Raw genomic sequence first — 19,402 nt, 5'->3', positions numbered from 1 at the left:
GCGCGGCTCAGGCGTCTGGCTCTTCTTCAGCAATCTTCAGCAGCCATTCCGGCACACCTTCCCAGTACTGCTGCTCTTTTTCCAGATCCAACAGCACCAACGCATTCTGGCTAAACCAGTTGTGCGGGAAGGTCAGCGTCCAGTGGTGAGCTTCCGTCTGCAGCCGTAGCGTCGGCGGCGTGGTGGTGGCCTGACGCTGGTTATTCAGCAGCACGCCCAGGCGCAGCAGCTGGATCAGCGGCAGAAACTGCTTTTTCCTGAACAGCGTAAAGCGCGGCAGGTCGTCGAGTTTTATCGCTTTGCGATGATAGCGCACCAGGGTGGCCATCAGCATCTGCTGCTCCTGGTTGAAGCCCGGCAGGTCGCTGTTCTGCAGAATGTAGGCCGAGTGGCGATGCATACCGCTATGGTTGATATTCAGCCCTACCTCATGGAGCATCACCGCCCACTTCAACAGCGCCGCAAGGTGCGGATTAGCCAGCTTGGGGTTCTGTTCCTGCCACTGTTCCAGCATATGGGTGGTGGTTTCCAGCACCCGGCGTGCCTGTTCGCGATCGATGTTGTACTGATTCGCCAGACTCTGCGCCGTGCGGCTACGAATATCCTGGTGGCGGAAGCGGCCTTCCATCTCGTACAGCACGCCTTCACGCAGGGCGCCATCGGACAGACGAAGCTCTTTAATGGCTAGCGCGTCAAACACGCCGCACAGAATCGCCAGCCCCGGGGCAAAGACCGCTTTACGATCTTCAGAAAGGCCAGGCAGACTGAGCGCGTCGAAGTTTTTATGCTTCAGCAGCTCACTGACCAGCATTTCGAGGCGTTCCGGCGTAATAAACCCGTCCTTCTCACCCATGGCCACCAGCACTTCCTGCGCAGCTTTAATGGTGCCGGAGGCGCCCAGCGCCACGGTCCAGCCCTGAATACGGAACTGCCAGGCCAGGGTTTCCAGTTTTTGTACCGCCGCCAGGCGAGCTCGCTGGAAATTTTCTTTATTGATTGTCCCGCCAGGGAAGTAGGCCTGCGAGAAGCTCACGCAGCCCATGCGACGGCTTTCCACCAGGCGGGGTTCAAAATCTTCACCGATGACCAGCTCGGTCGAACCGCCGCCGATATCGATCACCAGCTTACGACCGCGCTCTGGCTGCGTATGCTCAACGCCCATAAAAATCAGGCGCGCTTCTTCATTGCCGGAGATGATCTCGATCGGGTAGGGGATCACTTTTTCCGCGCGTTTAAGAAACTCCGCCGCGTTGGTCGCCTGACGCAGCGTATGCGTCCCGACGATGCAGACGCTGGAAGGGGAGAACCCTTGCAGACGTTCAGCAAACAGCGACAGGCAGTTCAGCCCGCGGGTCATCGCTTCTTCGCTCAACACCGAGTTTTCATCAAGGCCATCGGCCAGATGCACGCGCTGTTTCAGGCGTCCAATGATCTGCATGGCGCCATCGACGACACGGGCGATCACCATATGAAAACTGTTCGAACCAAGATCGACCGCAGCGAATTCCTGCGGCCGAGGGGTTATTTCGTTTATTGGCATAGGTTAGTCGGGTTGTTCGAGTGATTTGAGATAATCGTAAATCGCCATCTGTGCGCGTACTTTACGGCGATTGCCGCGCGGCACATAGCGATTACTCAGTTCTTTATCAAGATAGCGTGCTTTTACCGTATCGTTGAACAAGATATCAAAAATATCCAGCACTCGCTGTTTCAGACGCGGGTCGAGCAGCGGGGCAGCAACTTCAATACGGTAATCGATGTTACGCGTCATCCAGTCGGCAGAGGAGAGCCAGACCTGTTTATCGCCACCGTTTTCAAAACAATAGACCCGGTCGTGCTCGAGGAAACGGTCAACGATGCTAATGACGCGGATATTCTCGCTGATACCTTCCAGTCCAGGGATCAGCGAGCACATGCCGCGGATCAACAGATTGACCGGCACGCCGGAGCTGGAGGCGGCGTACAGTCTGTCCACCAGCCCTTTATCCACCAGGTTGTTCAGCTTCAGCGTAATCCCGGAGGGCTGCCCGTTCTGCGCATTGGCGATCTCGCGATCGATCATCTCATACAGCAGACGGCGCGAGTTCTGCGGCGACACCAGCAGGTAATCGAAGCTGACCGGGCGGTAGGGGTTTTCAATAAAGTTAAACACGCGGCGGACTTCATTGGTAATGCGCGCATCGGCGGTTAACAGCGAATAGTCGGTGTAGATCCGCGCGGTCTTCTCGTTAAAGTTACCGGTACCGATGTGGGCGTAGCGCACCACCTCATCGCCTTCTTTACGCGAGATAAGGAACAGCTTGGCGTGGATCTTCAGACCCGGCGCGGAGAAGATAACGTGGACACCCGCTTCCGTCAGGCGTTTCGCCCAGTGAATGTTCGCCTCTTCATCGAAGCGCGCCTGCAGCTCTACCACCACGGTGACTTTTTTACCGTTGTGGGCGGCGTGGATCATCGCGTCAATGATGCGCGAATCCTTGGCCACGCGGTAGATGTTGATTTTGATCGCCAGTACGCTGGGGTCGAACGAGGCCTGACGCAGTAGCTCCAGCACATGCTCAAAAGTGTGATAGGGATAGTAGAGCAGCACGTCGCGTTCGCGAATGGCGTCGAAGCCGTTGCGGAATTTATCAAACCACAGATGACGCAGGCGCGGCATCGGCTTATTGACCAGATTCGCCTTGCCCACGTTCGGGAAGCCGATAAAGTCTTTAAAGTTGTGATAGCGGCCGCCCGGCAGCATCGAGTCGTAGTTGGAGATGGAGAGCTTATCGCGCAGCATTTCGACCATCGCATCCGGCATATCGCGCTGGTAGACGAAGCGAACCGGCTCGGCGGTCAGACGCTGCTTGAGGCTGGAAGACATCAGCTCCATCAGGCTCGACTCCATCTCATGCACCAGATCGTACTCGGCGTCACGGGTCATTTTCATCGAGTAGGCGTTCAGCGCATCGTAATCAAAGAAGCCTTTAAAGATATCATCCAGGCAGTAGCGCAGGATGTTATCCAACAGGATCATTGGCTTACGGCGGCGAGGCGCTTCCGGCGGCAGGTTTACGAAGCGCGGCACTTTGTCTGACGGAATTTCCAGCAGGGCATAGTTGATGTTTTCCCCGCGGATAATCTCCACCGCCAGATAGGTGTAATCATCTTTCAGGAACTGCACGAGGTCCGTTTCGCGGTTAATCAGGATCGGCGAGATATGCTGACGCAAATACTGTTTGAAGTAGTTGCGCAGCCAGGCCTGCTGATTGACAGACAGCTGGCGCTCGTTGATCAGGAAGATCTGGTTACGCGCCATCTCCAGCAGCAGCTCGTTGTACAGACTATCGAATTCCTGATCGGCCTTCAGAACGCGGGCCTGAATTTTGCCTAACAGGTGGCGAGAATGGGCGGTACTGCCTTGTTCTTCACTGATAATAATCCGCCGCTTAAGCTCAGCGAAGCGCACTTTGTAAAATTCATCAAGGTTGTTGGAGTAGATCCCCAGAAAGCGCATGCGCTCAATCAGCGGGTTACTCTTGTCCGCCGCTTCCTGCAGCACGCGCTCGTTAAAAGATAACCAGCTGAGTTCTTTTTCGATGTATAGCTTTTCCTGGCCCATTACCGCTCACACTCCGTTTTACTCACAGGACGTAGACTATTATGACGAATTTTTCTGCATAGCGATTTACTGTGTCACAACTATATGACAGTAAGAAGAATTATTTCTGTGAGATGTTTGATTAATAAACAATTTTAATTAAAAAAAAGCCCCGCGACAGGGACAGGCGGGGCTGTTGTTCATTCTTCAGCGGCATAGCCCTGGGGCGGAAGTTGTCGTTCATCCAGCCAGGCGTGGTTGCCTGCCATGCGCAGACGCCCATCGACGAACCAACTGATGACCAGCGGATAAATGGCATGTTCCTGGGCCTGAACCCGCGCCGTCACCTCATCTTCGCTGTCGCCAGCGAAGACCGGCACCTTGGCCTGCAGGATTACCGGACCGCCGTCCAGCTCATCGGTGACGAAGTGCACCGAGGTCCCATGCTCCTCATCACCGTTTTCCAGCACCTGACGATGCGTATGCAGGCCAGGATACTTCGGCAGTAACGAAGGATGGATGTTCAGCAGACGTCCCTGATAGTGGCTGACGAACGCCGGGCTAAGGATACGCATATAGCCCGCCAGCACCACCAGATCCGGGGCATAGGCGTCGATTTCATGCATCAGTTGCCGATCGAACGCTTCCCGGTCGGCAAACTGACTTTGCGCCAGCGCGTGGGCCGGGATGCCGGCCGCGCGCGCGCGCTCAAGACCGAACGCATCGGCCTTATTACTGAATACCGCACGCAGGGTACCGTTTATCTGTTTACGGCCGCAGGCGTCGATGATCGCCTGCAAATTGCTGCCGCTACCGGAAATCAGCACCACGATGTTTTTCATGCAATGACCACACGCTGTTCGGAATCGGAAGCTTTGATATAACCGATTTTCCACGCGTTTTCACCTTTCTCGTTCAGCAGGGCAATGGCCTTGTCTGCTTCTGCAGCCGGCAGGGCAATAACCATCCCCACGCCGCAGTTAAAGGTACGGTACATTTCATGCTGGCTGACGTTACCGGCGGTTTGCAGCCAGTTGAAGACGGACGGCCACTGCCAGGAGGACTCATCAATGATCGCCTGGGTGTTATCCGGCAGCACGCGCGGAATATTTTCCCAGAAACCGCCGCCGGTCAGGTGGGCGATGGCGTGAACGTCAACGCTGGCGATCAGATCGAGCACTGATTTCACATAGATGCGGGTTGGCGCCAGCAGATGGTCGGCCAGTGGTTTGCCGTCAAGGTCGGTAGTCTGCGGGTCGACACCGCTGACTTCAATGATCTTACGCACCAGTGAATAGCCGTTAGAGTGCGGGCCGCTGGACGCCAGCGCCACCAGCACGTCGCCGTCGGCCACTTTGCTGCCGTCGATGATTTCTGATTTTTCCACCACCCCGACGCAGAAACCCGCTACGTCGTAATCTTCACCGTGGTACATCCCCGGCATTTCTGCGGTTTCACCGCCCACCAGCGCGCAACCGGACTGCAGGCAGCCTTCGGCGATGCCGTTAATGACGCTGGCCGCGGTATCGACGTCCAGTTTACCGGTGGCGTAATAATCCAGGAAAAACAGCGGCTCAGCACCCTGAACCACCAGGTCGTTCACGCACATGGCGACCAGGTCGATACCGATGGTGTCGTGACGCTTCAGATCCATTGCCAGACGCAGCTTGGTACCGACGCCGTCGGTGCCGGAGACCAGTACCGGCTCGCGGTATTTCTGCGGCAGTGCGCACAGCGCGCCGAATCCGCCCAGTCCCCCCATCACTTCCGGGCGACGGGTTTTCTTCACCACGCCCTTAATACGGTCGACGAGAGCGTTGCCTGCATCAATATCCACGCCGGCATCTTTATAGCTGAGAGAGGTTTTGTCGGTCACTGCGAAGTCTCCACGCGTTTGCGGTAAGCAAGAAAAATCGGCGCAATTCTAACAGGGAAAGCAAACGTTTGCGAGCCTGCTTTACAGTCGGCGTGAAACAGCGGATGGATGGTCAAATTTGATACTGCTCACGAAAATGAAACCGGGTACAGTCTTGTGCTTGCCTCAGCGTAAAGGAATCCTCATCATACGACTGAAACCGGTTTCTGTGTTGGTTTGCCACGCATTTTTCCGGTGATTGACGCTGGTCAGGAGAGGGATGAATGAAAATTGCGGCATTCGATATTGGTGGCACCGCATTAAAAATGGGCGTGATGACCCGCGACGGCAGGCTGCTGGAAAGCGCGAAGCAGTCGATCAATGACAGCGATGGCGATCATATTTTACAGGCAATGCTGTCGTGGCTGGCGGCCCACCCGTCGTGTGAAGGGGTAGCCATCAGCGCGCCGGGTTATGTTGATCCGCACAGCGGCTTTATCACCATGGGCGGCGCTATTCGTCGATTTGATAACTTCGCCATGAAAGCATGGCTTGAAGCCCGGACCGGACTGCCGGTCTCAGTTGAAAATGATGCCAACTGTGTGTTGCTGGCCGAGCGCTGGCAGGGCAAAGCGGCGGAAATGGCCAATTTTCTGGTACTCACCATTGGCACAGGCATTGGCGGGGCGATTTATTGCCATCATCAGTTGGTTCACGGGGCGCGTTTTCGCGCCGGTGAGTTCGGTTACATGCTCACCGACCGTCCCGGCGGGCGCGATCCTCGTCGCTATTCGATGAATGAGAACTGCACCCTGCGAGTGCTACGCCATCGCTATGCGGAACATATCGGTGCGCCGCTGGACAGCGTGACAGGCGAAATGATTTTTGACCGCTATGACGCCGGCGACCCGGTTTGTCAGCGCCTGGTCGCTGAGTTCTTCAATGGCCTGGGTCATGGCCTTTATAACCTCGTCAATATCTTCGATCCGCAGACCATCTTTATCGGCGGCGGCATTGTGGAACGTCCAGGATTTCTGGCGCTGCTACAGGAGCATCTGGCCTGGTTCGGCATTGCCGACTATCTCGATACCGTCAGTCACGGCAACGATGCCGGCCTGATTGGCGCGGTTTACCATTTCAATCAGCACTATCGTTCGCCTGGCGACGATCGACATTAGGGAGAGACTATGTCCGGATTTAAAAAAGGTTTTCTGTGGGGCGGCGCGGTCGCGGCGCATCAGTTAGAGGGCGGCTGGCAGGAGGGCGGCAAGGGGATCAGCGTGGCGGACGTGATGACCGCCGGTGCCCACGGCGTGCCGCGTGAAATTACCGACGGCGTGGTGGCGGGGAAAAATTACCCTAACCATGAGGCGATCGATTTTTATCATCGCTATCCGGAGGACCTGGCGCTGTTTGCCGAGATGGGCTTCAAATGTTTTCGCACCTCGATTGCCTGGACGCGTATTTTCCCGCAGGGTGATGAGCTGGAGCCCAACGAGGCTGGCCTGAAGTTTTACGATGATCTGTTCGACGAATGCCTGAAACACGGCATTGAGCCCGTGATTACGCTGTCGCATTTTGAAATGCCTTATCACCTGGTCACTGAGTACGGCGGCTGGCGCAACCGGAAGCTGATCGACTTTTTCGTGCGCTTTGCCAGGGTCGTTTTCACCCGCTATCAACATAAAGTGAAGTACTGGATGACCTTTAACGAGATCAACAACCAGGCCAACTTCCATGAGGACTTTGCCCCCTTCACCAACTCTGGTCTGAGATATTTGCCGGGTGAAGACCGGGAGCCGGTGATGTACCAGGCTGCGCACTATGAGCTGGTGGCCAGCGCCCTGGCGGTGAAAGCGGCGCGCGAGATTAACCCTGCACTGCAGATTGGCTGCATGATCGCTATGTGTCCCATCTATCCGCTGACCTGCGCGCCGGACGATATGATGATGGCGATGAACGCCATGCACCGCCGTTACTGGTTTACCGACGTTCACGTGCGCGGCCACTATCCGCAGCATCTGCTCAACTATTTTGCCCGCCGCGGCTTTACCCTGGATATCACCGAAGCCGATCGCCAGGCGTTAACCGAGGGCTGTGTCGACTACATTGGCTTTAGCTACTATATGTCATTCGCTACCAAAGCCACTGAAGACAACCCCTTGCTTGATTATGATGAAACCACCAGCCTGGTCTCCAACCCGTACGTCAAAAAGTCGGACTGGGGCTGGCAGATTGATCCGGTCGGCCTGCGCTATTCGCTGAACTGGTTCTGGGACCACTACCAACTGCCGCTGTTTATTGTCGAAAACGGTTTTGGCGCGATCGATGTCCGTGAAGCGGACGGCAGCGTCAATGACCAATATCGTATCGATTATCTCTCCGCTCATATCGCGGAGATGAAAAAGGCAGTAGTCGAGGATGGCGTTGATCTGATGGGCTACACCCCGTGGGGCTGTATCGATCTGGTTTCCGCCGGCACGGGGGAAATGAAAAAACGCTACGGCTTCATTTATGTCGATAAAGATAATGAAGGCAATGGCTCGCTGGCTCGCAGCCGGAAAAAGTCGTTTGCCTGGTATCAACAGGTGATTGCCAGCAACGGGGAGAACCTGTCGTCGTCGGGTGGCGCTAACGCTTAACCGACCTACAATACTCGTAGGCCCGCGTAAGCGTATGGACTGCACCCCGCACCCAAGCCGGAGCCTTGCCTCCGGTTTTTTTGTCTCTAAATCACTTTGCTTGATATACGTCAAGCAAGATGGGTATGGCACAATCCGCAAAAAGCGGTATAATCCCGCGATTTTTTTTGTGGCCGCCCCTCAGAGGAGAAAGAGAATGAAGATTGTGGAAGTCAAACACCCACTCGTCAAACACAAGCTGGGCCTGATGCGCGAGCACGACATCAGCACCAAACGCTTCCGTGAACTCGCCTCAGAAGTGGGCAGCTTACTGACTTATGAAGCCACCGCCGATCTGGCGACCGAGAGAGTGACCATCGAAGGCTGGAATGGCCCGGTGGAAGTTGAGCAGATCAAGGGCAAGAAAATTACCGTTGTGCCTATCCTCCGCGCAGGCCTTGGCATGATGGAAGGGGTGCTGGAGCACGTCCCCAGCGCGCGCATTAGCGTGGTCGGTATCTATCGTAATGAAGAGACTCTCGAGCCGGTACCTTACTTCCAGAAGCTGGTGTCCAACATCGATGAGCGTATGGCGCTGGTGGTTGACCCGATGCTGGCAACCGGTGGGTCGATGATCGCCACTATCGATCTGCTGAAAAACGCCGGCTGCACCAGTATTAAGGTGCTGGTACTGGTAGCGGCGCCGGAAGGGATTGCCGCGCTGGAGAAAGCCCACCCGGACGTTGAGCTGTATACCGCCTCTGTCGATAAGGGGCTGAACGAACACGGGTATATCATTCCCGGTCTCGGCGATGCCGGCGACAAGATTTTTGGAACGAAATAAAACATACCGCGAAAAAAGCCGACTTTGAGAGTCGGCTTTTTTTTGAATAAAAGTAATCCACAGCAAATAACAGACGACTCTCAGAGGAATACACTATGACGCGCCGTGCCATCGGGGTGAGTGAAAGACCGCCGCTTTTACAGACAATCCCGCTTAGTTTGCAACATCTGTTCGCCATGTTTGGCGCAACGGTACTGGTGCCTATTCTGTTCCACATTAACCCGGCCACCGTCCTGCTGTTCAACGGCATCGGTACGCTGTTGTACCTCTTTATTTGTAAAGGAAAAATTCCCGCTTATCTGGGATCGAGCTTCGCTTTTATCTCCCCGGTGCTGCTGCTGTTGCCGCTGGGCTACGAAGTGGCGCTGGGCGGTTTTATTATGTGCGGCGTGCTGTTCTGCATCGTCTCCTTTATTGTCAAAAAAGCCGGTACCGGCTGGCTGGATGTGATGTTCCCGCCGGCGGCGATGGGCGCCATTGTGGCGGTTATCGGCCTCGAGCTGGCGGGCGTGGCGGCCAATATGGCCGGGCTGCTGCCGGCGGATGGCCAATCACCTGACAGCAAAACCATCATTATTTCGATGGTGACGCTGGGGGTGACGGTGTTTGGTTCCGTGCTGTTCCGCGGCTTCCTGGCGATTATCCCGATCCTGATCGGCGTGCTGGTGGGCTATGCGCTGTCGTTTGTGATGGGCGTGGTCGATACCACCCCGATTGCCGAAGCGCACTGGTTCGCCCTGCCAACCTTCTACACGCCGCGCTTTGAGTGGTTCGCCATCTTCACCATTCTGCCTGCCGCGCTGGTGGTGATTGCCGAGCACGTGGGGCACCTGGTGGTGACCGCCAATATCGTTAAACGCGATCTGATCCGCGACCCGGGCCTGCATCGTTCGATGTTTGCCAATGGCCTGTCGACGATCATCTCCGGTTTCTTCGGTTCGACGCCCAACACCACCTACGGTGAAAATATCGGCGTGATGGCGATTACCCGGGTCTACAGTACCTGGGTTATCGGCGGCGCGGCGATCATTGCGATTCTGCTCTCCTGCGTTGGCAAACTGGCGGCGGCTATCCAGATCATCCCGGTACCGGTGATGGGGGGCGTTTCGCTGCTGCTGTACGGGGTGATCGGCGCCTCGGGGATCCGTGTACTGATTGAATCGAAGGTGGATTACAGCAAAGCGCAGAATCTGATCCTCACTTCCGTGATCCTGATCATCGGCGTCAGCGGTGCTAAAGTGCACATCGGTGCTGCTGAGCTGAAAGGGATGGCGCTGGCGACCATCGTGGGCATCGCGCTCAGCCTGATTTTCAAGCTTATCAGCGTCCTGCGTCCGGAAGAGGTGGTCCTCGACGCCGCTGATAGCGAAGAGGCTAAATAACGATCTCCTGACCGGGCGGCGATCCCGCCCGGTTCTCTCCTGACCTAAATCTGTGGTAAACTCTCCGCGTTTTTCTGTAAGCCTATGTTGAGGTCCATCTGAACGCACCGGCACAGCTCTCTTTGCCACTGTATCTTCCTGACGACGAAACCTTCGCGAGTTTCTGGCCGGGTGATAATCCTTCCCTACTTGCTGCCCTCCAGAACGTATTGCGGCAGGAACACAGCGGGTACATTTATATCTGGTCACGTGAAGGGGCAGGTCGCAGCCACCTGTTACACGCCGCCTGCGCCGAGCTTTCCCAGCGCGGGGATGCGGTGGGCTACGTGCCGCTGGATAAACGGACGTGGTTTGTGCCGGAGGTGCTGGAGGGGATGGAACAGCTGGCGCTGGTCTGCATTGATAATATTGAATGCGTTGCCGGGGATGAGCCCTGGGAAATGGCTATCTTTAATCTCTACAACCGGATCCTGGAATCAGGCAAAACCCGACTGCTGATCACCGGCGATCGGCCACCGCGGCAGTTAAATCTTGGTCTGCCGGATCTCGCCTCGCGGCTGGACTGGGGGCAGATCTATAAGCTGCAGCCGCTGTCGGATGAAGACAAACTGCAGGCGCTGCAGCTGCGCGCCAGATTACGCGGCTTCGAGATGCCGGAAGACGTGTGCCGCTTCCTGCTGAAGCGGCTGGATCGCGAGATGCGCTCGCTGTTTATGACCCTCGATCAGCTGGATCATGCCTCGATTACCGCCCAGCGCAAGCTGACGATCCCCTTCGTGAAAGAGATCCTTAAGCTCTAGTCCGCCAGTGGGGCCAGCTCCTGCTCCGTCAGTCCGGTCAGATGAGCGACCAGATCGCGCGCCAGGCCACTGTGTAGCATGGCGGCGGCGATACGCAGTGCCTCTTCTTTCCGGCCTTCCTGTCGGCCTTCCTGTCGCCCCTGCGCCAGTCCCCGCTCCAGTCCCTGTTGCTCGAGATATTCCGCAATCGTCATCAACGTCTCCTTATGCTGCGGCGTACGTAACGCCAGTTCGCGAATGAACTTGACCGGCTCGCGCGTATTGCCTGCCTGTACCAGATAGTGCATCAGGGCTTGTACCTGCGATTCCGTCGCCAGTTCAGTCAATAATAATTCGCCCAGTTTGTCGAGGAGCTGCGCCAGATCGCGTTGTCGAATATGTTTTTGCAGTAACTCCAGCGTTGCCATGCGCTGGTGGGTGGCAATGTCGTCATCCGGAATGACGGTAATGTCCGCCAGCGGAAACGCTTCGTGATAAAGACGACTGGCCAGCTCCGGGGCGGTGAATTCATCGAGCCAGCGCAGTGAGAACGGGTAGGGGCTTACCTGACCATGATAGAAGAGGACAGGGATCACCAGCGGCAGACGAGCGTGACCGGCATCGAGATGACGCTGCATGGCGGCGATGGCATAGCGCATCAGACGAAAGGCCATATGCCGGTCGGGCGTGCTCTGGTGTTCGATAAGCGCATAAATATAGCCGTCTCCCGCCGTGGTTTTCAGGGAATACAAAATGTCGGCATAAAAGGGACGCAGATCGTCTTCGACAAAATGCCCCGACTCGAGATGCAGCGTACGCAGATCGCATACTTTAAGCAGCGTTTCGGGCAGATACAGTTGCAGGAAATCGCGGGCGGTATCGGGATGGGAGAGGTAGGTCTTAAACACGGCGTCATGGGGCGTGGAGGTTGGTTTTTTCATGTTCATCCGTCCAGTGGATTGAGCGATAGATGAACAGTAGCACTACCCGGCGGGCGGGAGGGATGGGCGTGGAAGATCTGGAATCGGTCACGTAAAAAAAGCGCCGCGAAAGCGCGGCGCAGGTGGGTTAGCTTACGATCTCAAGGACCTGCTCCGGCGGACGGCCAATACGCGCCTGGCCATGGCTGACGACGATAGGGCGTTCGATGAGCTTAGGATTGTCGACCATCGCCTGAATCAGCGCCGCGTCGCTAAGCGCCTGGTCGGCAAGATTGAGCGATTTGTACAGATCCTCCTTCTGGCGCATGAGCTCGCGGGGGCTCTCCATACCCAGCAGCTGCAGCAGCTGACGCAGCGTATCGGCATCCGGCGGTGTGTCGAGATAGAGCACCACCTCTGGATCGATGCCGCGGCTTTGCAGCAGGCTCAGCGTTTCGCGGCTCTTCGAGCAGCGTGGGTTATGGTAAATTTTTACCGCGTCGGTCATGGGGTCTCCTTACATTTTTTGATAGGGGCGGAAGCGGGCCTGCAGATCGCGTAGCTGGTCGATACGGGCATCGTAACGCGCCTGCTGCAGGCTACCAAGTTTCACCTGCGAGCTGGCGCTACTGAGCAGGGAAATGGCTTGATCCAACTGACCGACCAGCGCCATGCTTTCTGCCCGCGCCGCCAGCTCCTGATCGCGATTGCCCAGCGCGCCTTCCGCCTGGGCCAGCAGGTCCCAGCCGTTGCCATCCTCTTTATTGGTAAAGGTATAACGATTCAGAATGGTCGCCGCTTCCCCGGGCTGTCCACCCTGCAGCAAGGCGTTGGCCAGGTTCAGCTGCAGTACCGGATTGGTGCGCAGCTCGCGGGCGTTTTTAAGGCGGTTGATGGCGTCGCTGGTTTTCTTCTGCCCAAGGTCGATATCCGTGGCCAGGTCAAGATACCAGGCGTTTTGCGGGTCGGCGCTGAGCAGCGGCTGCAGCGTTTTGCGTGCCTGGTCAAAGTTGTTGCTTTCCATCGCCAGCAGGGCGCGGCCATATTGCGCGGCATGCTGTTGGCGGATGTTGCCCTTATCCCAGGCGTTAAGCAGATCGGTGCCCAGTTTATTGTCGCCGTTGGTGTACATCCCAAGGGTACGTGCCTTCGCCAGATAGAAGTCTGCCGAGGACTGCACGACCACCGGGCGCATCTGGTTGGCGCGGTTACGGGCATCGGCCAGTCGGCTTTCCGGCAGGGGGTGGGTGAGCAGCATTTCCGGCGGCCGCGTCGAGTAGCGCGACTCATCAAGCAGTTTACCCATAAACATCGGCATGGCCTGCGGGTCAAAACCCGAGCGCTGTAGAACCTGAATGCCAATCCGGTCGGCTTCTTCTTCATTTTGCCGGGTGAAGCTGATCATACCCTGTTGAGTCCCGGCCAGTGTCCCGGTCAGCGCCGCCATTCCGGCCTGCGGGCTGGCCATCGCCAGCAGAATCGAACCTAGGGCACCGACCCAAGTGAGCGGCGCATTGCGTTTCTGATCTTCCATCGCACGGGCGAGATGCCGCTGCGTGACGTGGGAGATTTCGTGCGCCATGACAGAGGCCAGTTCGCTCTCATTATCAGAGTAGCGGAACAAGGCGGAGTGGAGGACCACGTTGCCGCCAAAGAAGGCGAAGGCGTTGATTTGGTCGTTATTAATCAAATAGAAATGGAACGGGGTGCGCACTGAGTTCGCGTGCGCCACCAGACGCATGCCCAGCCCGTTGATATATTGCACCAGCAGGGGATCGTTAATCAGCGGCGCGCTGCCGCGCAGCTGGCGCACATAGTAATCCCCCATCTGCATTTCCTGACCAATTGACAGCGTGCTTCCTGCAGAGGTCCCCATGTCCGGCAGCGTATCTGCGGAGTCAGCAAAAGCAGGGCCTATCGAACCCAGCGTCAGCGAGGCGATGACGGTCGCCACCAGCGTTTTCTTTAACTGCCTGAACATAACCTCTGTCCTGTAATGTGGGTGTGCCAGTTTGACCGATTGTGCGACGCAATGTTCCCTGGCCGCATCCCAGCGAGTTTAGCTGGCGTTGGCCGCCTTGAAAATATGATCTTCACGGCGGAGAACGGTTTGTCTGCGGCGCATCAAAAAGCGAAGTCTTTTTTGTGACACTTCGATACAATTCCCCGGATTGTCGCCGCTTGGCCCTTCAGGGAAGGTTTTATGCTTGAGATGTTAATGCAGTGGTACCGCCGTCGATTCAGCGACCCTGAGGCGATAGCGCTGCTGGTTATTTTGCTTGCTGGTTTCGGCATCATGTTCTTTTTCAGCGGTCTGTTAGCCCCGTTACTGGTGGCTATCGTACTGGCCTATCTGCTGGAGTGGCCGACGGTTCGTCTGGAGCGGATTGGCCTGTCGCGCACCTGGGCGACCTCGCTGGTTCTAATCCTGTTCGTTGGCATCCTGCTATTGCTGGCCTTTGTGGTGATGCCGGTGGCCTGGCAGCAGGGGATCTATCTTATCCGCGATATGCCGGGCATGCTCAACAAGCTCTCTGATTTCGCTGCTACGCTGCCGCGGCGCTATCCGGCGTTAATGGATGCCGGCATCATCGATGCGATGGCGGAGAATATGCGCAATCGGATGTTGACGGTGGGCGACTCGGTAGTGAAGTACTCCCTGGCCTCGCTGGTTGGGCTGCTCACCCTGGCGGTCTATCTGGTGCTGGTGCCGCTAATGGTCTTCTTCCTGCTGAAGGATAAAGAGCAAATGCTTAACGCGGTGCGCCGTGTGCTGCCGCGCAACCGCGGGCTTGCCGGGCAGGTGTGGAAGGAGATGAATCAGCAAATCACCAACTACATTCGCGGTAAGGTGCTGGAGATGATTGTCGTCAGCGTCGCCACCTGGATAGGCTTTATTCTGTTTGGCCTCAACTACTCGCTGCTGCTGGCTGTGCTGGTGGGCTTCTCGGTGCTGATCCCCTATATTGGCGCGTTTGTGGTGACCATCCCGGTGGTGGGCGTGGCGCTGTTTCAGTTTGGCGCTGGCACCGAGTTCTGGAGCCTGTTCGCGGTCTATCTGATTATTCAGGGACTGGACGGCAACCTGCTGGTCCCGGTGTTATTCTCAGAAGCGGTCAATTTACACCCGCTGGTGATTATCCTGTCGGTGGTGATCTTTGGCGGACTGTGGGGGTTCTGGGGCGTCTTCTTCGCCATTCCGCTGGCCACGCTGATTAAAGCAGTGGTGCATGCCTGGCCGGATGGTCTGGTGGTTGACGACGACTGACGGGGTCGGGATAAAAAAAGACGCCGGGCAAGGATTTCCTCCCCCGGCGTCTTGCTTTGCATCAGGCGTTTTCTTTCAGCCAGTTCAGCACCACGTCGTGGTGATTGCTGGTTTTGAAGTCATCAAAGACATGTTCGATTTTGCCATCGGCATCGATGAGGAAACTAATACGGTGAATACCGTCGTAGGTTTTCCCCATAAAGGATTTTTCGCCCCAGACGCCAAACTGCTCGCACACCTGATGGTTTTCATCAGACAGCAGCGTGAAGTTCAGTAACTCTTTTTCGGCGAAACGCGAAAGCTTTTCCGGTTTATCGGTGCTGATACCCAGCACTTCTACACCGGCTTTCTTCAGGTCGTCCATATTATCGCGCAAGCCGCACGCCTGTACGGTGCAGCCCGGGGTCATGGCTTTCGGGTAAAAATAAACCAGGACACGTTGTCCCTGGAAGTCGGTTAAATTTACTTCCTCGCCGTCCTGGTCCGGTAAGCTAAATTTCGGTGCGATATCACCGGCTTTCAGTGGGGTCATGGGTTAAACTCCATCCTGTTCATCATGCTGTGAATAATTAACGATGTTAATACTGCCTTGTGCGTTGAGTTCTGTACATAGGGCTTTGAACGCTTGTTCGATATTTGCTGCATTTTGCGTCGCAGGACTGTGGGCAGTTATCTGGATAAAAAGCTGCGCGGAATCGCCGTCTCCCGGCTGAGTGCGGGACACCAGTTCCGCGATATTCATATTCCATGTATCGCACAGGGCAGTAAAGCGCTCGATGATATGCGGTGAGTCCGGCACCTCAACCTGGACCCAAACGGTGTTTGGCATAGCCTGCGGCGGGCGCGCGGTGGTGCGTTTCATCACGATCAACAGTTCCAGCTCCGCACCTTTCAGCGGCAGGGTTGATTCGATCAGGTTAATCGCATTCCACGACCCGGAAAGCAGCATGATAAACGTAAACTCATCACCGAGCATGGCCAGCCGGCTGTCTTCGATATTACAACCGCAGCTGCTGACGTGGCGAGTGATCGTATTCACGATGCCGGGACGGTCAGCCCCCAGGGCGGTAATAACCAGATAGTGTTGTAATGAGGCTGTCAAACCTGTTCTTCCTTTAAAAAGGTGAGGTAACATTAGGAAAGCATAAAAAAAACCGCCATACAACATCCCTGATGGCGTCGGGTCTCTTGCTTTTATTGCAGCTCCAAACGTAACATTGAGAATCTTGTCGCACTTCTGCTCTGAGGATGGCCCATGTTCACGGGAAGTATTGTAGCGCTTGTCACGCCGATGGATGAAAACGGTAATGTCTGCCGGACAAGCCTGAAAAAACTGATTGATTACCATGTCGCCAACGGAACCTCGGCGATCGTTTCGGTAGGGACTACCGGTGAATCCGCAACGCTGAGCCATGAAGAGCATGGCGACGTGGTGATGATGACGCTGGAACTGGCTGACGGGCGTATCCCGGTTATCGCTGGAACGGGAGCCAATGCAACCGCAGAGGCGATTAGCCTGACCAAACGTTTTAACGACAGCGGTGTTGTCGGCTGCCTGACGGTCACTCCTTACTATAACCGTCCGACCCAGGAAGGCCTGTTCCAACACTTTAAAGCTATCGCTGAACATACTGACCTGCCGCAAATTCTGTATAATGTGCCGTCCCGTACCGGTTGCGATATGCTGCCGGAAACCGTTGGCCGTCTGGCGGAAATTAAAAATATTGTCGGTATTAAGGAAGCAACAGGGAACTTAAGTCGAGTTCACCAGATCAAAGAGCTGGTTTCAGACGACTTTATCCTGCTGAGCGGTGACGATGCGACCGGTATGGACTTCATGCAGCTCGGCGGTGTGGGCGTGATTTCCGTCACGGCCAACGTGGCGGCGCGTGAAATGGCCGACATGTGCCGTCTGGCGCTGGCGGGTCAATTTGCCGAAGCGCGTGCGATTAATCAGCGTCTGATGCCACTGCATACAAAATTATTTGTCGAACCCAATCCTATCCCGGTGAAATGGGGATGCAAGGCGTTGGGTCTTGTGGCGACCGATACGCTGCGCTTGCCGATGACGCTCATCACTGACCACGGTCGTGAAGCCGTCACCGCCGCGCTGAAGCATGCCGGTTTGCTGTAAAGTTTAGGGAGATTTGATGGCTTACTCAGTACAGAAGTCGCGCCTGGCGAAGGTTGCGGGTGTTTCGCTGGTTCTACTCCTCGCGGCCTGTAGTTCCGACTCGCGCTATAAGCGTCAGGTGAGCGGTGATGAGGCCTATTTACAGGCATCACCGTTGAGCGAACTTCACGCGCCGGCGGGGATGATCCTGCCGATTCAGGTGGGTGATTACAACATTCCGGTGGCCAACAGCACCGGCGCGGTGGGCAAAGCGCTGGACATTCGCCCGCCAGCGCAGCCGCTGGCGTTGGTCAGCGGTGCGCGGACCCAGTTTAATGGCGATACCGCGACGCTGATGGTTGAGAACGGCCGCAGCGGCTCGCTGTGGGCGCAGGTCACCAGTATCCTTCAGTCGAAGAACTACGTTATCGCGAAACGCGATGATGCGAGCCAGACGCTGAACACCGACTGGGTTGAGTGGAACCGCCTTGATGAAGATCAGCAGTATCGCGGTCGTTATCAAATCTCCGTCAAACCGCAGGGCTATCAGCAAGCGGTGGTCGTTAAGCTGGTGAATCTGGAGCAGGCGGGTAAACCGGTTGCCGATCCGGCGTCACTGCAGCGCTACAGCACCGCCATGCTGAACGTCATTTCGGAAGGCCTTGATGCGAGCGCCACCAGCGCCCAGAACGCGGCCCAGCGCAGTGCTGGCGCCACCTTCGACGTGCAGAGCGCTGCCGACGATACCGGCCTGCCGATGCTTGTCGTTCGCGCACCGTTTAACATGGTGTGGCAACGTCTGCCGGGCGCCCTCGAAAAAGTGGGAATGAAAGTGACCGACAGCACGCGCTCTCAGGGCAGCATGGCGCTGACCTACAAGCCGCTGTCTGACAGCAGCTGGCAGGAGCTGGGTGCACGCGATCCGCAGCTGGTTTCCGGTGACTACAAACTGCAGGTCGGCGACCTCGATAACCGCAGTAGCCTGCAGTTCATCGACCCGAAAGGCCACACCCTGACGCAGTCGCAAAATGACGCCCTGGTAGCCGTATTCCAGGCCGCATTTAACAAGTAATCAAAAGGGCTGGAGCAATCCGGCCCTTTTTAATGTATAGTGACGCAAACGTGTGCGTATACACATTATCCTTCAAATCGCCTCTTTGTTGGCTGCCTTCGTTCACCCCAGTCACTTACTTCTGTAAGCTCCCGGGGATTCGCTCAGTTGCCGCCTCGATGCACTTTGAATGCTTTTGTGTATAGGCTGCGACGTATTTTTTTGGGCTTAATATCACTGGAGTGGTGAAAGATGAAAAAGCTAGCTGAGTTGTATCGTGGTAAAGCGAAGACCGTTTACAGCACCGATAATCCGGACCTGCTGGTACTGGAATTCCGTAACGATACGTCAGCAGGTGATGGCGCGCGCATCGAGCAGTTCGATCGTAAAGGCATGGTGAATAACAAGTTCAACCATTTCATTATGAGCAAACTGGCAGAAGCGGGCATCCCTACCCAGATGGAAGCGCTGCTTTCCGATACCGAATGTCTGGTGAAAAAACTGGATATGGTGCCGGTAGAGTGCGTGGTGCGTAACCGTGCGGCAGGCTCGCTGGTAAAACGTTTAGGCATTGAAGAAGGTATCGAGCTGAACCCGCCGCTGTTCGACCTGTTCCTGAAAAACGATGCTATGCACGATCCGATGGTCAACGACTCCTACTGCGAAACCTTCGGCTGGGTGAGCAAAGAGAATCTGGCGCGGATGCGCGAGCTGACCTACAAAGCCAACGACGTGCTGAAAAAGCTGTTCGATGACGCCGGTCTGATTCTGGTGGACTTTAAGCTGGAGTTTGGTCTGTTCAAAGGCGAAGTGGTGCTGGGCGATGAGTTTTCGCCGGACGGCAGCCGTCTGTGGGACAAAAACACCCTCGATAAAATGGACAAAGACCGCTTCCGCCAGAGTCTTGGCGGCCTGATTGAAGCCTACGAAGAAGTGGCTCACCGCCTGGGTGTTAAGCTCGACTAACCCGCCCGCCGCCAGAAGAT

General features: G+C 56.2%; 19 protein-coding genes. 10 read left to right on the top strand and 9 right to left on the bottom strand.

The window, feature by feature from the left end; translation table 11 throughout:
* Positions 1-7: 7 nt before the first annotated feature.
* From ppx to purM, 4 genes are all read right to left on the bottom strand, one after another.
* A complete protein-coding gene (gene ppx, locus CWM61_RS20820) occupies positions 8-1,540 on the bottom strand; it encodes an exopolyphosphatase (RefSeq protein WP_008803823.1) in 1,533 nt (510 codons plus the stop codon).
* Between the two features lie 3 nt (positions 1,541-1,543).
* Positions 1,544-3,604 carry a polyphosphate kinase 1 gene (gene ppk1 / locus CWM61_RS20815; RefSeq protein ID WP_002913838.1) on the bottom strand — a complete coding sequence of 687 codons (2,061 nt, stop codon included), beginning with the start codon at positions 3,602-3,604 and terminating at the stop codon, positions 1,544-1,546.
* Between the two features lie 179 nt (positions 3,605-3,783).
* Complete coding sequence (gene purN, locus CWM61_RS20810) at positions 3,784-4,425, bottom strand: phosphoribosylglycinamide formyltransferase (RefSeq protein ID WP_012540904.1); 642 nt, start codon at positions 4,423-4,425, stop codon at positions 3,784-3,786.
* Entirely contained in the window at positions 4,422-5,459 is a 1,038-nt protein-coding gene (purM, locus tag CWM61_RS20805) for a phosphoribosylformylglycinamidine cyclo-ligase (RefSeq protein ID WP_008803825.1), read from the bottom strand. Before purM ends, purN begins: the two co-directional genes overlap by 4 nt.
* A gap of 263 nt (positions 5,460-5,722) precedes the next feature.
* Here purM and bglK point away from each other — a divergent pair, with 263 nt between their 5' ends.
* The 5 genes from bglK (at position 5,723) to CWM61_RS20780 (ending at position 11,085) form a co-directional block, all read left to right on the top strand.
* Positions 5,723-6,616: a beta-glucoside kinase BglK gene (gene bglK / locus CWM61_RS20800; protein WP_100631851.1), complete on the top strand. Its 894-nt coding sequence runs from the start codon at positions 5,723-5,725 to the stop codon at positions 6,614-6,616.
* 9 nt (positions 6,617-6,625) lie between these two features.
* Complete coding sequence (locus CWM61_RS20795) at positions 6,626-8,080, top strand: 6-phospho-beta-glucosidase (RefSeq protein WP_100631850.1); 1,455 nt, start codon at positions 6,626-6,628, stop codon at positions 8,078-8,080.
* A 196-nt stretch (positions 8,081-8,276) separates the two neighbouring features.
* Complete coding sequence (gene upp, locus CWM61_RS20790; protein ID WP_061153688.1) at positions 8,277-8,903, top strand: uracil phosphoribosyltransferase; 627 nt, start codon at positions 8,277-8,279, stop codon at positions 8,901-8,903.
* Positions 8,904-8,998: 95 nt separating this feature from the next.
* Entirely contained in the window at positions 8,999-10,285 is a 1,287-nt protein-coding gene (gene uraA / locus CWM61_RS20785) for a uracil permease (RefSeq protein ID WP_061153689.1), read from the top strand.
* A 98-nt stretch (positions 10,286-10,383) separates the two neighbouring features.
* Positions 10,384-11,085, top strand: coding sequence for a DnaA inactivator Hda (locus CWM61_RS20780; protein WP_020947395.1), 702 nt, complete (start codon positions 10,384-10,386; stop codon positions 11,083-11,085).
* Here CWM61_RS20780 and CWM61_RS20775 read toward each other — a convergent pair.
* The 3 genes from CWM61_RS20775 to bepA all read right to left on the bottom strand — a co-directional run bounded on the left by CWM61_RS20775 (position 11,082) and on the right by bepA (position 13,965).
* Positions 11,082-12,005 carry an Rpn family recombination-promoting nuclease/putative transposase gene (locus tag CWM61_RS20775; protein ID WP_100631849.1) on the bottom strand — a complete coding sequence of 308 codons (924 nt, stop codon included), beginning with the start codon at positions 12,003-12,005 and terminating at the stop codon, positions 11,082-11,084. The two genes, CWM61_RS20780 and CWM61_RS20775, sit on opposite strands and share 4 nt — an antisense overlap.
* Positions 12,006-12,132: 127 nt before the next feature.
* A complete protein-coding gene (gene arsC / locus CWM61_RS20770; RefSeq protein WP_061153691.1) occupies positions 12,133-12,492 on the bottom strand; it encodes an arsenate reductase (glutaredoxin) in 360 nt (119 codons plus the stop codon).
* A 9-nt stretch (positions 12,493-12,501) separates the two neighbouring features.
* On the bottom strand, positions 12,502-13,965 hold the full coding sequence (bepA, locus tag CWM61_RS20765) for a beta-barrel assembly-enhancing protease (protein WP_100631848.1): 1,464 nt from the start codon (positions 13,963-13,965) through the stop codon (positions 12,502-12,504).
* A 51-nt stretch (positions 13,966-14,016) separates the two neighbouring features.
* Between bepA and CWM61_RS29415 the strand changes: the two genes are divergently transcribed.
* Positions 14,017-14,133, top strand: a complete 117-nt coding sequence (locus CWM61_RS29415; RefSeq protein ID WP_012540910.1) for a hypothetical protein — start codon at positions 14,017-14,019, stop codon at positions 14,131-14,133.
* 54 nt (positions 14,134-14,187) lie between these two features.
* Positions 14,188-15,252, top strand: coding sequence for an AI-2E family transporter (locus CWM61_RS20760; protein WP_012540911.1), 1,065 nt, complete (start codon positions 14,188-14,190; stop codon positions 15,250-15,252).
* A 61-nt stretch (positions 15,253-15,313) separates the two neighbouring features.
* On the opposite strand, the gene bcp is transcribed toward CWM61_RS20760, so the two are convergent.
* Both bcp and CWM61_RS20750 read right to left on the bottom strand, forming a co-directional pair.
* Positions 15,314-15,784, bottom strand: coding sequence for a thioredoxin-dependent thiol peroxidase (bcp, locus tag CWM61_RS20755; RefSeq protein WP_002913805.1), 471 nt, complete (start codon positions 15,782-15,784; stop codon positions 15,314-15,316).
* A 3-nt stretch (positions 15,785-15,787) separates the two neighbouring features.
* Positions 15,788-16,354 (bottom strand): glycine cleavage system transcriptional repressor, encoded by a 567-nt coding sequence (locus CWM61_RS20750; RefSeq protein WP_002913804.1) that lies wholly within the window; start codon positions 16,352-16,354, stop codon positions 15,788-15,790.
* A gap of 153 nt (positions 16,355-16,507) precedes the next feature.
* On the opposite strand from CWM61_RS20750, the gene dapA reads away from it, so the two are divergent.
* The 3 genes from dapA (at position 16,508) to purC (ending at position 19,382) form a co-directional block, all read left to right on the top strand.
* Positions 16,508-17,386, top strand: coding sequence for a 4-hydroxy-tetrahydrodipicolinate synthase (gene dapA, locus CWM61_RS20745; protein WP_100631847.1), 879 nt, complete (start codon positions 16,508-16,510; stop codon positions 17,384-17,386).
* A gap of 16 nt (positions 17,387-17,402) precedes the next feature.
* Positions 17,403-18,437, top strand: a complete 1,035-nt coding sequence (bamC, locus tag CWM61_RS20740) for an outer membrane protein assembly factor BamC (RefSeq protein WP_061153694.1) — start codon at positions 17,403-17,405, stop codon at positions 18,435-18,437.
* A 231-nt stretch (positions 18,438-18,668) separates the two neighbouring features.
* Complete coding sequence (purC, locus tag CWM61_RS20730; RefSeq protein WP_061153695.1) at positions 18,669-19,382, top strand: phosphoribosylaminoimidazolesuccinocarboxamide synthase; 714 nt, start codon at positions 18,669-18,671, stop codon at positions 19,380-19,382.
* Positions 19,383-19,402: the final 20 nt, after the last annotated feature.

Source organism: Klebsiella sp. K-Nf6 (assembly GCF_002806655.1).
GTDB lineage: Bacteria > Pseudomonadota > Gammaproteobacteria > Enterobacterales > Enterobacteriaceae > Klebsiella > Klebsiella variicola.
Note: the sequence above shows the minus strand (reverse complement) of the source record. Positions and strands in the feature narration are given on the sequence as shown.

What these genes read in the sequence shown, in the direction of transcription:
- ppk1 (WP_002913838.1), bottom strand. Translation starts at nt 3,604, where the DNA reads ATGGGCCAGGAAAAGCTATACATCGAAAAAGAACTCAGCTGGTTATCT.
- upp (WP_061153688.1), top strand. Translation starts at nt 8,277, where the DNA reads ATGAAGATTGTGGAAGTCAAACACCCACTCGTCAAACACAAGCTGGGC.
- bcp (WP_002913805.1), bottom strand. Translation starts at nt 15,784, where the DNA reads ATGACCCCACTGAAAGCCGGTGATATCGCACCGAAATTTAGCTTACCG.
- CWM61_RS20795 (WP_100631850.1), top strand. Translation starts at nt 6,626, where the DNA reads ATGTCCGGATTTAAAAAAGGTTTTCTGTGGGGCGGCGCGGTCGCGGCG.
- dapA (WP_100631847.1), top strand. Translation starts at nt 16,508, where the DNA reads ATGTTCACGGGAAGTATTGTAGCGCTTGTCACGCCGATGGATGAAAAC.
- arsC (WP_061153691.1), bottom strand. Translation starts at nt 12,492, where the DNA reads ATGACCGACGCGGTAAAAATTTACCATAACCCACGCTGCTCGAAGAGC.
- uraA (WP_061153689.1), top strand. Translation starts at nt 8,999, where the DNA reads ATGACGCGCCGTGCCATCGGGGTGAGTGAAAGACCGCCGCTTTTACAG.
- CWM61_RS29415 (WP_012540910.1), top strand. Translation starts at nt 14,017, where the DNA reads ATGTTCCCTGGCCGCATCCCAGCGAGTTTAGCTGGCGTTGGCCGCCTT.
- bglK (WP_100631851.1), top strand. Translation starts at nt 5,723, where the DNA reads ATGAAAATTGCGGCATTCGATATTGGTGGCACCGCATTAAAAATGGGC.
- bepA (WP_100631848.1), bottom strand. Translation starts at nt 13,965, where the DNA reads ATGTTCAGGCAGTTAAAGAAAACGCTGGTGGCGACCGTCATCGCCTCG.
- purN (WP_012540904.1), bottom strand. Translation starts at nt 4,425, where the DNA reads ATGAAAAACATCGTGGTGCTGATTTCCGGTAGCGGCAGCAATTTGCAG.
- CWM61_RS20760 (WP_012540911.1), top strand. Translation starts at nt 14,188, where the DNA reads ATGCTTGAGATGTTAATGCAGTGGTACCGCCGTCGATTCAGCGACCCT.
- CWM61_RS20775 (WP_100631849.1), bottom strand. Translation starts at nt 12,005, where the DNA reads ATGAAAAAACCAACCTCCACGCCCCATGACGCCGTGTTTAAGACCTAC.
- ppx (WP_008803823.1), bottom strand. Translation starts at nt 1,540, where the DNA reads ATGCCAATAAACGAAATAACCCCTCGGCCGCAGGAATTCGCTGCGGTC.
- bamC (WP_061153694.1), top strand. Translation starts at nt 17,403, where the DNA reads ATGGCTTACTCAGTACAGAAGTCGCGCCTGGCGAAGGTTGCGGGTGTT.
- purC (WP_061153695.1), top strand. Translation starts at nt 18,669, where the DNA reads ATGAAAAAGCTAGCTGAGTTGTATCGTGGTAAAGCGAAGACCGTTTAC.